Origin of the sequence: Opitutus sp. ER46 (assembly GCF_003054705.1) — a bacterium.
GTDB lineage: Bacteria > Verrucomicrobiota > Verrucomicrobiia > Opitutales > Opitutaceae > ER46.
This window is the reverse complement of the sequence record NZ_QAYX01000019.1, coordinates 54,013-66,136: the sequence shown is the minus strand read 5'-3', so window position 1 is coordinate 66,136 and position 12,124 is coordinate 54,013. Positions and strand designations below refer to the sequence as shown.

At 65.9% G+C, this 12,124-nt stretch carries 7 protein-coding genes; all 7 read left to right on the top strand.

Features of this window, described 5'->3' with window-relative positions:
• The first annotated feature begins 631 nt into the window (after window positions 1–631).
• The 7 genes from DB354_RS05320 to DB354_RS05285 all read left to right on the top strand — a co-directional run bounded on the left by DB354_RS05320 (window position 632) and on the right by DB354_RS05285 (window position 11,873).
• Window positions 632–3,364: a valine--tRNA ligase gene (locus tag DB354_RS05320; protein WP_107834408.1), complete on the top strand. Its 2,733-nt coding sequence runs from the start codon at window positions 632–634 to the stop codon at window positions 3,362–3,364.
• Between the two features lie 252 nt (window positions 3,365–3,616).
• A complete protein-coding gene (gene gmd / locus DB354_RS05315) occupies window positions 3,617–4,651 on the top strand; it encodes a GDP-mannose 4,6-dehydratase (protein WP_107834407.1) in 1,035 nt (344 codons plus the stop codon).
• An 11-nt stretch (window positions 4,652–4,662) separates the two neighbouring features.
• On the top strand, window positions 4,663–5,598 hold the full coding sequence (locus DB354_RS05310) for a GDP-L-fucose synthase (RefSeq protein ID WP_107834406.1): 936 nt from the start codon (window positions 4,663–4,665) through the stop codon (window positions 5,596–5,598).
• Window positions 5,599–5,799: 201 nt separating this feature from the next.
• On the top strand, window positions 5,800–8,406 hold the full coding sequence (locus DB354_RS05305; RefSeq protein WP_158277381.1) for a hypothetical protein: 2,607 nt from the start codon (window positions 5,800–5,802) through the stop codon (window positions 8,404–8,406).
• 599 nt (window positions 8,407–9,005) lie between these two features.
• Window positions 9,006–10,001: a twin-arginine translocase subunit TatC gene (tatC, locus tag DB354_RS05300; protein WP_107834404.1), complete on the top strand. Its 996-nt coding sequence runs from the start codon at window positions 9,006–9,008 to the stop codon at window positions 9,999–10,001.
• Between the two features lie 410 nt (window positions 10,002–10,411).
• Window positions 10,412–10,654, top strand: a complete 243-nt coding sequence (locus DB354_RS05290; RefSeq protein WP_146180116.1) for a hypothetical protein — start codon at window positions 10,412–10,414, stop codon at window positions 10,652–10,654.
• A 238-nt stretch (window positions 10,655–10,892) separates the two neighbouring features.
• Window positions 10,893–11,873, top strand: a complete 981-nt coding sequence (locus DB354_RS05285; protein WP_107834401.1) for a transposase — start codon at window positions 10,893–10,895, stop codon at window positions 11,871–11,873.
• Window positions 11,874–12,124: the final 251 nt, after the last annotated feature.

Below are 12,124 nucleotides of genomic sequence, written 5' to 3'. Positions count from 1 at the left end.
GAAATCGCCGGGGGGGGCGACTGGGGGTCCTGGCAGCCCAGGCCCCCAAATCTTTCTCGTTCTCTTTCTCTTTCTCGTTCTCTCAATCCGCCCCATCCGTCGTCGCGGCAACGGCCGCCGCCGCCGACCCGTGACCTCCGCTACCTGAAGCCCACGCGTCCCCCCCCCGGCCGCCCGCCGTCCCCCGCGTTCACCCGCTCCATCCTCCTTCTGTCTGCCCTGACTCGGTTCCTTGCCGCGCAGGAACGCCACCCGCTGGACCGCCCGCATACGACCTCCCGTGCACGACCCCAGGGCAGGAGGCTGCAATTATAATTCAGCGATCATCAGCGAGTAGCGATAATGTCCAGATACTCGTCGGAATAATGTCCAGATACTGGGGGATAATGTCCGGATTCTGGCGAGAGCGCCCACTGTCCCCCCCCCCGCGGTTCGTATGGCCGCGCCGGGCGGCGCAGTCGGTCTGAGAGAACGAGAAAGAGAAAGATTTTGGGGCGGCCCCCCGCCGTCTCCGCCCGCCCCTCCGCCCCGCTCACTTTCATTTTCACCCTCACTTTTTCTTCCCCTTTTCCGCCCTTGCTTCCCCGGGCGGCGGCCGGTTTTCTCCCGCGTTTAACTTTTCGCAAAGACCATGGCCGAGATCAGCAAGAGCTACGAACCGCGTGAGGTGGAAAAGAAATGGTACGCCGCTTGGCAGGCAGGCGGCCAGTTTGCCGGCCGCGTCGAGCCGGGCCGTGAGCCGTACTCGATCGTCATCCCGCCGCCGAATGTCACCGGCGTGCTCACCATGGGCCACGTCCTGAACAACACGTTGCAGGACATCCTTATCCGTCGCGCCCGCCTCGAAGGCAAATCCGCGCTCTGGATCCCCGGGACCGACCACGCCGGCATCGCCACGCAGACCGTCGTCGAGCGCGAACTGCGCAAGCAGAAGAAGACCCGTCACGATTTCGGCCGCGAGAAGTTCCTCGAGAAGGTCTGGGACTGGCGCGCCGAAAAGGGCGGCATCATCCTCGAGCAGCTCCGCCGGCTCGGCGCCTCCTGCGACTGGGATCGCACCCAGTTCACGATGGACCCGCACTACTCGAAGGCCGTCCTCTCGGTCTTCGTCGACCTCTTCCGCAAGGGCCACATCTACCGCGGCAAGCGCATGGTGAACTGGTGCCCCGTCTCGCTCACCGCGTTGAGCGACGAGGAGGTCATCATGAAGCCCGCCAACGGCGTCATGTACCGCGTGCGCTACGAGCGCGTCGACGCCCCCGGCACCTTCATCGAGGTCAAGACCACGCGCCCCGAGACCATTCCGGGCGACGTCGCCATCGCGGTGCACCCGTCTGATCCGCGTTACGCCGGCTGGGTGGGCAAGAAGGTCCGCCGCCCGATCGGGCCCGCCGCCGAGATTCCGATCATCGCCGATACCGCCGTCGATATGGAGTTCGGCACCGGCGCGCTGAAGATCACCCCGGCGCACGACAAGGCCGACTTCGAGGTCGGCGGCCGCCACGGGCTCGAGGCGATCGATGTCCTCCACGCCAACGGCGTGCTCAACGAACTCGCCGGGCCGGAACTCGCCGGACTCGAGCGTTTCGCCGGCCGCAAGAAGGCGGGCGAGTTGCTCAAGGCCTGCGGCGCCCTCGTCGCCGAGGAGCCCTACGCCAACAACGTCGGCTACTCCGAACGCGCCGACGTGCCGATCGAGCCGCGTCTCACCTGGCAGTGGTGGCTCCGCTACCCGCGCGTCGAGGAGGCCAAGGCCGCCGTGCGCGACGGCCACATCAAGTTTCACCCCGAGCGCTGGAGCAAGGTGTACCTCCACTGGCTCGAGAACATCCAGGACTGGTGCATCAGCCGCCAGCTCTGGTGGGGCCACCGCATCCCGGTTTGGTATCGAAAAGGCTTGGACAAGGAGTCGCTCACCGAGGCCGATCTCAAGGATCCGACCAAGGTGCACGTTTCCCTCGAAGGCCCCGCCGACCCGGAGAACTGGGTGCAGGAGGCCGACGTCCTCGACACCTGGGCGTCCTCCTGGCTCTGGCCGTTTGCCACCATGGGCTGGCCCGACCAGGCCGCAATGAAGCAGGCCGGTCTCGAGTACTTCTACCCGACGACCACCCTGGTCACCGGTCCCGACATCATCTTCTTCTGGGTCGCGCGCATGATCATGGCCGGCTTGGAGTACATGAATCCGGGCGAGCCGATCGAGCGCCGCATCCCGTTCAAGAACGTCTATTTCACCGGCATCATCCGCGACAACCAGGGCCGCAAGATGTCGAAGTCGCTCGGCAACTCGCCCGACCCTCTGACGCTGATCGACAAGTACGGCGCCGACGGCCTGCGCTTCGGCATCATCTCGATCGCGCCCCAGGGGCAGGACATCCGGTTCCAGGAGGACCGCATCGAGTCCGGCAAGAACTTCTGCAACAAGCTGTGGAACGCATGCCGGTTCCGGCAGATCAGCGGCGAGGCGGGCGACAACCGCACGCTCAACGCGATCCTCGCGCGGCTCGAGCCCGCGAAGTTCGACGCCGACGACCACGCGATCCTCGATCGCATGCTCTCCGCCACGCGTGAGGTGAACCGCTGCTTCGCCGAGTTCGAGTTCAGCGCGGCCGTCCAGACCCTGTACGGGTTTTTCTGGAATGACTTCTGCGACTGGTACGTCGAGGTTTCGAAGTCGAAGCTCCAGTCTCCGGATACGAAGGCCAACTGCCTCGCGATCCAGGACCTCGTGTTGCGCCAGACGCTCCTGCTGTTGCATCCGTTCATCCCGTTCATCACCGAAGAGCTCTGGCACCTGCTGGGCTACGGCGAGGAGGGCAAGTTCATCGAGGAGGCGCGGCTGGAGAATGCGTCCCAGGTGGCGACCAGCGCGCACGGCCGGGGTCTTGTCCTTGATCGCGCCGCCGTGGCCGCCGTCGAGAAGCTCAAGGCGTTCGTCTCCCAGGCGCGCGCCCTCAAGGCCGAGCATAATCTCGCGAGCCGCCGCGACGTGAAACTCATGGTCACCGCGGCCAACGCCGACTGGACGACCATCGAGGCGAATCTCGCGAGCCTCACCCGCATGGCCGGCGCCGCCGAGATCACGCGCCGCGCGGCCGTCGAGGGCGCTCCCGCCATCGTCACGCCGCTCGGCACGGTCTATCTCGACCTGGCGAGCACCGTCGACGTGGGCGCCGAAAAGCAGCGCCTCAAGAAGGAGCTCGACCAGATCACCAAACACATCGCCGGCACCGAGGCGCGGTTGGCCAACAAGGCCTTCACCGACAAGGCGCCCCCCGCCGTGATCGCCGGCGCCCAGAAGCAGCTCGCCGAACAGCAGGCCAAACGCACCGAACTCGAGCGCCTGCTCAAGGCGCTGGGCTGACCCGCCCGCAGGCGCCGACCGCGCCTGCGCCGGAGGCCAGATGGCAGATGTCGGAGGTCAGATGTCAGAGGCCGGGTGATCCGACCGATCGGACCGATCCGACTGATCGGACTGATCTGCCGGATCACGCCACTCGGCTGCTCCCCGGCGCGCCGCACCTGCTGTCAAAAATATCCAAGTTTCGGTCGAAGATTTCCATGCTCGGGGCTTGCCGCGTACTTCCGTAACCCCCTAGGTTCGCCGCCCACTTGCATGAAAAAAGCGCTCATCACTGGAATCACGGGTCAGGACGGATCGTACCTGGCTGAACTGTTGCTGGCCAAGGGCTACGAGGTTCATGGAGTCATCCGGCGTGCGTCCACGTTCAACACGGCCCGCATCGACCACCTTTACCGCGACCCGCACGTCAACGGCGTCCGGCTGTTCCTCCACTACGGCGACCTGGCGGACTCGGTCCAGATGGTGAAGCTGCTCTACGAGCTCCAGCCCGACGAGGTGTACAACCTCGGCGCCCAGTCGCACGTGCGCGTTTCCTTCGACATTCCGGAATACACCGGCGACGTCGACGGGCTCGGCGCCCAGCGCATCCTCGAGGCGATCCGCGAAGCCGGCCTCGTGAAGAAGGTCCGCTATTACCAGGCGTCCTCCTCGGAGATGTTCGGCAAGGTCCAGCAGGTGCCGCAGACGGAGACCACGCCGTTCTGGCCGCGCTCCCCGTACGGTTGCGCCAAGGTTTACGCGTACTGGCTGACCGTGAATTACCGTGAGAGCTACGCGCTGCATGCGTCGAACGGCATCCTCTTCAACCACGAGAGCCCGCGCCGCGGTGAGACGTTCGTCACCCGCAAGATCACGCGTGCCGCAACCCGCATCAAGGTCGGCCTCCAGGACTCGCTCTACCTCGGCAACCTTGATGCCCAGCGCGACTGGGGCTACGCCAAGGAGTACGTCGAGATGATGTGGCTGATGCTGCAGCAGGACAAACCGGACGACTACGTCGTGGCCACGAACGAGACGCACAGCGTGCGCGAGTTCTGCCAGGAGGCGTTCGGCCACCTCGGGCTCGATTGGGAGAAGTACGTGAAGTACGACAACCGCTACGAGCGCCCCGCCGAGGTCGAGTTGCTCATCGGCAACCCCGACAAGGCCCGTCGCCAGCTCGGCTGGGAGCCCAAGGTCCGTTTCAAGGAACTTGTGAAGCTCATGGTCGACCACGACTACGAACTCGCCCAGCACGAGGCACGGGTCGCCGCGCTCCCGCGCGACAACGCCACCGTGGGCGCCTGAGACGCAGCGCGATGAAACTCTTCATTGCTGGCCACAACGGGATGGTCGGTTCGGCGCTCGTGCGCCGCTTCCAGCAGGAGCCGGGCGTCACGCTCCTCCTGCGCCGCCACCGCGAGCTCGACCTGCTGAACCAGGCCGCCGTCGAGGCGTTTTACGCCGCCGAGAAACCCGATGTGGCGATCATCGCCGCGGCGAAGGTCGGCGGCATCCACGCCAACGCGACCTATCCGGCCGAGTTCCTCTACGAGAACCTCGCCATCGCGGCCAACACCGTGCACGGCGCCTACCGGCAAGGCGTGAAGCGCCTGCTGTTCCTCGGCAGCTCCTGCATCTATCCGAAGCTCGCTCCGCAGCCGATCCAGGAGACCGCCCTGCTCACCAGCGCGCTCGAGCCGACCAACGAGGCGTACGCGATCGCGAAGATCGCCGGCCTCAAGCTCTGCCAGTTCTACCGGCAGCAGCACGGCGTCCTGTTTCACTCGGCGATGCCGACCAACCTGTATGGGCCGGGTGACAACTACCACCCGCAGAATTCGCATGTGCTGCCGGCGCTCATCCGCCGCTTCCACGAGGCGAAGCTGGCGCACCAGCCCGAAGTTCTGGCCTGGGGCACCGGTTCGCCGATGCGCGAGTTCCTGCACGTCGACGACCTCGCCGACGCCTGCGCCTTTCTGCTCCGCGCGGACAACCCGCCGGACTGGATCAACGTGGGCACCGGGACCGACGTGACCATCCGCGAGCTGACCGAGCTCGTGGCCGAGGTGGTCGATTACCGCGGCCGGATCGTCTGGGATCCCAGCAAACCTGACGGCACGCCCCGCAAGCTCCTCGACGTGTCGCGGCTGGCCAAGCTCGGCTGGCGCGCCCGCATCGGCCTGCGCGAGGGCGTCGCCGCCACCTACCAGAGCTTCCTCGCGGAGCAAAAGCAGGGCGCGCTGCGGGTCTGAGCATCACGTTGCGCCAGCCGGGGTAACGTCCGGCCGGCGCCCGGGGCGGGAGAGGGCGGCGGGGCGGCTTCCGAAGCGGAATTCACCCTCAAGCCGGGCCGTTTTCGGGTCGTTTAACAGGGTAATATGCCCGCACCTGCTCAGCGCGCCGCGGAGGCTGCGCCTATTTCTCCAGCCGGAACCGCTGGCGATGGCACCCCTGTGTCCGCGCCGGCCTCTGCCAACCCAGGCGACGCGGCCCTGCCGGTCGTGGGCGCCGTGTGGCGGGAAAAGTACGCCATCGTGGAAGCGCTCGCGGCTGCCCCGGGCAGCCAGAGCTGGAAGGCGACGTGCGTGGACGGCGGCCAGCCGGTCGTGCTGCGCGCGTTCAAGCCGGCCGAGCCGGAGATTCGCGCCCAGGTGTGGTCCAAACTCGGCGGCATCGATTCGCCGCACGTGCAGCATCCGCGCGATGCCCAGCGCGCCGGCGAGTGGCGCATCGAAGTGGCCGACGCCCCGCGCGGCCTGCCGATCCCGGCGTGGCGCGCCGCCCGTCCGGCGGTCGACGCCGACACCGTCAAGGCGATCGTCGTGCAGCTCACCGAGGCGCTTGCGGCGATGCATGCGTTTGAACTCGTCCACCTCGGGCTGAGCCCCGCGGCGGTCCATGTCTTCGAGCACGATGGCAACGTGGAGTGCATGATCGCCGGGCTCGACAACCTGACCACGTTCGACCGCAAGGAGTCGGTACCCGCGCCGGCCAACCCGCTGTATGCCCCGCCGGAGACGCTTGGCCTCAACCTGCACGTGCCCGGCCCCGGGCTGTGCGCGTGGGACTGGTGGTCGCTTGGCCGCGTGGTGCAGGAAATCGTCCTCGGCCATCACATCGTCCAGGACCTGCCCGATCTCGTGAAGGATTCGCGCGCCGGTGATCCGCTCGCGCGCGCCGAGACGCTGTTGCACGAAGCCGAGGCCAAGGGCCCGCGTGCCGGCGCCGTGGAGAAGATGGCCGGACTTGATCCGCAATTGCAGGTGCTCCTGCGCGGACTGCTGACGAGTGCCAAGGATGCGCGCTGGACGGGCGACAATGTCGACCGCTGGGTGCGCGGGCAGTCGGTGAAGGAGTTTTACGACACGCCGCGCGCCGAGACCCACTTCCGCTGGCGGGGCCGCCCCTGCACCGTGCCCGAGATCGCGGCGATCCTGCAGTCCGCGGAGCATTGGGCGGAGAATTCCGTGCAGCTCTTTGAGGCCACCACGCCCGGCACGCTCGCACATTTCCTGCGCTGGTCCACGACGCAGTCGCTCGCGCACGAGAGCCTGATCTCCTCGCTCGAGCTCGGGGACTCGCTGCCGCTGAAGCTCTCCTCGCCGGCGGCGCGCCGCGAGGCCGTCACGATGGTTGCGCTCGTGGTGCTTTCCGCGGGGAAGCTCATCTGGCGGGGTCGTCCCTTCGAGCCGGCCACGGTGCCGGCGATGCTCACGGAGCTCGGCGAGGCCGACGGGCTCATGGTGCTGCGCGCGCTCACCACACGCTCAATCGCGCTGCAGATCGAGCGCATCGACCAGGCGGCCGGCCGCCTGCTGGCGGAACTCGGCCGCGTGACCGCCGACGTGGAGTCCGCGTGCCGGCGTCACGGCTGGCTGGCGCAGAACGACGTCGCGGCGAACGCCCGGCTGTTCCGGCTCGCACTCGAGCCGCTGCCGAACCTGAAGGCGACGCGCGACGAGCTGGCGAAGACGTTCGCGGGCTCGGATCACGCGGCGGTCGAAAAGCTGTTCAAGCTGCCGAACCCCGGCCGTGCGGAACTCGTGTTGCTCGCGTGGGGCGCATCGATTCCCGAGGTCCTGAAGTTCTACACCCACGAAGAGGCGGCGCGCCGGCGGGCAAAGCAGCTGCGGGACCGCGGCGTGGAGCTCACGCAGGCGCTCGCGTGGCTGCAGTTTGAGCGCGCGCTGCAGACCGGACGCATTGTCTTTGGCGGGTGGGGTTGGTTCCTGCTCGCGTGGCTGCTGCTGGGCGTGGTGGCCGCGGTGCTCTGGCCCGGCGTCATGGGTGTCGCCCTCGCGTTCGTGCCGCTGGTCGCCGCGCTCGCGTTGCGCTTTGCCGGCACGCCGCAGATCCGGCGCTCGCTGCAGGCCACGATCGCCGGCGCCCATTGGAGCTGGCGCGATGGCCCGAAGCGCTGCCGCCGTGAGCTGCGGGTGGCGGGTTCAGGCAAGAGCGGTGACGAACTCGAGACGGAGTTGGCCAAGGTGAAGGACGAGCTCAAGGCGCTGGCTGACGTGAAGCCCACGCCCGAGCCGTTGCCGGCGTTGCCGAGTTTCCGCCGCGTGCAGATCGTCGGCGTCGTCGCCTGGGTGCTGTTCGTGGCCGGCCTCGGTGGCGCGGGTTGGCGCTATCAGGCGCATCGCCCGACGCTGAAGGAGATCAAGGCTGCTTGGGCGCCCGTGCCGGCGAAGCCGGAAGCGAAGCCCGTCGTGGCCGCTGGCGCGAAGGAGGAGGAGAAGGAGACCAAGATTTCCTGGCCGTACCGCAACACTGGCGACACGACCGAAGTGCCGGTCCGTGCGACGCAGTCGGCGACCTCTGCGCAGGTGGAGTTTGCCGTGAGCCGTGGCCGCGACATCGTCGCGCCGTATCGTCCGGATACCATCAACACGCTGGTCGTCCTGCCCGTGCCGGACGGCGACAACATCAGCGTGATGCTCTTCGATGGAAAGCGCGGCGAGCTGGCGAACCAGAACGTCTTCCGCCTCGAGTTCCGCCCGCTCCCCCGCACCTGGGTCGAGGTGAACGGCAGGAAGGGTGTTTATCTGGATCACTAGTCCTCCAAGAAAGCGTTCTCGTTCTCCAACCCCGTCCGTCAGCCGGCCGGGTCGGTTCGGCAGGCTCTTTCTCTTACTCTTACTCTTCCTCTTACTCTCCCAAACTCCGTCTCCGTCCGCCCGTCCGCTCCTCCATCGCCTCTGCGCCATGGCCCTCGCGTACGCTCTGCGAACCGCGGGTTGAGAGAACGAGATCGATTCCGAGAGAACGAGAACGTCCTTCGGAGTGAAAGTGAGCGTGAAGGTGAAAGTGAAGGTGGCGAGCCGCTGAGTGGCACGCCCCTCAATCCCTCAATCCCTCAATCCCTCAATCCCTCAATCCCTCAATCCCTCAATCCCTCAATCCCTCAATCCCTCGATCCTTCCGGGCAGGACACGAAGGCCACAGAGATCGGAGGAGGGGCACGGAGCGAATCCCCGGCCGGTTTTCCTCCGTGTCCTCCTCCGGTCTCCGTGTGCTCTGTGACGAGAACGATTCGCCCCGTCGGCGCTGGCGGGAGCGGGTAGGGTGCCGCGCTCCTATGGGGGCCACGGCGTACCGTTGATTTCTGCCTCGAACTCGGCGGGGTTGTCGCCGAAGTTGCTGTCGCCTGCACCCGATGAGCAACGACACGCCTGAAGAACTTCCCGATGACAGCGGTGGTCCGCGCCAGTCGTTCTGGTCGCACCTGGAGGAACTGCGGAAGGCGATCGTCCGGTCGCTGATCGCCATCGGGATCGCGGTCGTGCTGTGCATGGTCTTCACGCACAAGATCGTCGGTGTGCTCGAGCAGCCGCTGCGGCGGATCGACATCTTTCAGAAGCCGGAGCCGACGGTCACACTGCACATCGGCACGACGAAGCTTGGGCCGTACAAGGTGACGCGGGAGCAGTTTGCGGGATTGCCGGGCGGCGATGCGCCGCAGGTGGAGTACGAACTGGGCACGGCCGTCATCGGCGACCAGCAGGTGGCGACGTTGAAGACGCTCCCGCCGCGAACGGATCCGTCGGCCGGCCCGCTGCAGGTGCGGCTGCACAATTTCAGTCCGGCGGAGGGCTTCATCCTGGCGTTCCGGGTGGCGCTGTACGCGGCGCTAATCATTTCGTCGCCCTTCTGGATCTACTTCATGGCAAGTTTCATCCTGCCGGCGCTGCACCGGCGGGAGCGGCAGGCGCTCCTGCCGTGGGTGGGCTGGAGCTTCCTCCTGTTCATCCTGGGCGTGCTGTCGACGTACTACCTGCTCCTGCCGATCGCGCTGCGGGCGTCCGTGGCGTACTCGAACTTGCTCGGCTTTGAGGGCCTGGACTGGCGGGCGAACGAGTACATCAGCTTCGTCACACATTTCATCTTTGGCATGGGCCTCGGCTTCCAGCTCCCGGTGGTGGTGCTGTTCCTGGTGAAGCTCGGGATCCTGACGCACACGCAGCTGGCGAAGTACCGCCGCCACGTGATCGTGCTCTCCTTCATCCTCGGCGCGCTCCTGACGACCCCCGAAGTGATCACGCAGGTGGCGATGGCCGTGCCGCTGTACCTCCTTTACGAGATCTGCATCTGGATCGCCTGGTACTGGGAACGTAAGCGCAAGAAGCAGGAAGCCGCGCAGCTGATCGAATAAGCGTATGCCTCCCCGCCGCCGTACTCCTTTCCCCGCCGGCGGGCGCTATAGGTGGTTTTGTATAACGGATGACCCATAAGACGTATCATACGTTCATCGCGACCATCATGCTGCTCGTCCCATATGGTTGGGGACTGCCCAAGAATCTCGTGTTCGTTTCGATCTGCTCTGCAGCGGTGTTTGCTGTCGTTCGTTATTGGCTACTGCGGAAGTTTGATCGTGCACGGTTGCGCACCTCGCGTTGGCGGGCGGAGCCTGTGGCATATCTCTCGGCGGCTACTGCCTTGTTGATCGGGCACGCTGCCTTCATCCAGGCGATGAGTGAGTAATGACACCTGATCATGGTCACGTTTCTCAAAGCGCGATCCGGTTCGACCGCCCGCAGTGGTAGCAGGCTTTGGAGGACCTGAATGAAAGCCAATACCGCAGCACTTCTCTTGGTTGCTTCGGTTGTAGTGGCAGCACTCGTGCTTTATCGCCTCTTCAACCTTTGCACCTACTATTTTTGGCTAGCGAATCAGCGGATCGAAGGGCGCGAAGGTTACGAGCGCATCCTTTATGTCTCTCTAGCCACATTCGTTTTGGTTTTTGCCCTCGAATGCGTCGTGTTTTGGAAGCTTCTCAAGAAGGCCAATCGAGACAGGGAAGATTAGCCGCTCGCGCGCACACGGCCGGGAGGGGCTGATCGGGCTGCCAGGGACCGTGGCTCGTTGGTGCGGCACGCAACACGCGCCCCGCTGTTCAGGCTAGAGGGCAACGACGCCAAGGATGAGGTCCCCGGCGCTGAGGAGAGCCAAGGGGGACAGGAGAGCTAAGGGGGACAGGAGAGCTAAGGGGGACAGACACGCAAATGGATTGACTGAAAGGTAAAAAAACAATTGTCGGTAGCGCATGCGGCGCGCACGGATCAAAGTGAACTCGGAGCGGGAGCCGGGCGTGTACCACCTGATCAGCCGGACGGTGAACGGGGAGTGGATGTTTGGCACGACCGCCAAGGAGATCCTGCGGCGGCAGATGTGGCAGGTGGCAGACTTCGCCGGGGTTGAGATCCTCACCTACGCCATCATGTCGAATCACTTCCATCTGCTGGTGCGGGTGCCGCAGCGACCGGAGCTCTCGGACGCGGAACTGCTCCGGCGCTACGCGGTGCTTTATCCGAAACCGACCAAGCACCAAGTTGCGCGGCTGGAGGTGATCCGGGCCGGGCTGGCGGCGAACACCCCCGCCGCGGAGGCGTGGCGCGAGCGGCAGCGGGCGTTGATGTACGATGTATCTCAGTACATGAAGCTGCTGAAGGAGCGTTTCTCGATCTGGTACAACGCCCGACATCGGCGGTTTGGACCCGTGTGGGCGGATCGGTTCAAGAGTCAGTTGCTCGAGGGCAAAGAGCGGGTCGTCCAGACGGTGGCGGCGTATATCGATCTCAACTGCGTCCGCGCCGGAATCTCGAAGGATCCGAAGGACTACCGGTTCTGCGGGTATGCCGAGGCGGTGAGTGGTCATGTCCCCGCGCGCCAAGGCCTGCAGTCGGTGGTGGGTGGAAACTGGGAGCAGGCGCAGTGCAGTTATCGGCTGCTGCTGTTCACGAGCGGCGGCGCGCCGCGCGAGGGGAAGGCCTCGCTCCCCGCCGAGCAGGTACGGGCCGCGGTGGAGGCCGGAGGAAAACTGAGCCTGCCCGATGTGCTCCGCTGCCGGATCCGGTATTTCAGCGAGGGAGTGGTCCTGGGTGGGCGGGAATTCGTCGACGGGCACGTCGCGGCGTACCGGACGAAGCACAGCCTGACCCACCGCGTGAAGCGTCACGACCTGCCGGACCCCGGCTGGGGTGAAATCGCCGGCTTGCGACCGCTTCGCGGAGCCTTGTTGAGCTGACCGAACTTGTGGCGAGTGTGGCGGGGTGCTGCGTATCGGCGGGGCGGCCCCTTGATGCGCGGCTTGGGCCCGACGTTGGGCCAGCGGCGCCGACCAAAGCGCGACGAGCGCCGAACATACCGGCTGATGTGTGTGCGCTTCGAACATGTCCGTCCCCTCTAGCACCCCCGTCCCCTCTAGCACCCTCTAGCGCTCTAGCGTCGAACAGAACATGTCCGTCCCCTCTACTAGTCTCTGTGCGACCTGAACGC

Excerpts from the sequence above, each read along its gene's own strand:
- DB354_RS05320 (WP_107834408.1), top strand. The coding sequence starts at position 632 with ATGGCCGAGATCAGCAAGAGCTACGAACCGCGTGAGGTGGAAAAGAAA.
- DB354_RS05290 (WP_146180116.1), top strand. The coding sequence starts at position 10,412 with ATGAAAGCCAATACCGCAGCACTTCTCTTGGTTGCTTCGGTTGTAGTG.
- tatC (WP_107834404.1), top strand. The coding sequence starts at position 9,006 with ATGAGCAACGACACGCCTGAAGAACTTCCCGATGACAGCGGTGGTCCG.
- DB354_RS05310 (WP_107834406.1), top strand. The coding sequence starts at position 4,663 with ATGAAACTCTTCATTGCTGGCCACAACGGGATGGTCGGTTCGGCGCTC.
- gmd (WP_107834407.1), top strand. The coding sequence starts at position 3,617 with ATGAAAAAAGCGCTCATCACTGGAATCACGGGTCAGGACGGATCGTAC.
- DB354_RS05285 (WP_107834401.1), top strand. The coding sequence starts at position 10,893 with ATGCGGCGCGCACGGATCAAAGTGAACTCGGAGCGGGAGCCGGGCGTG.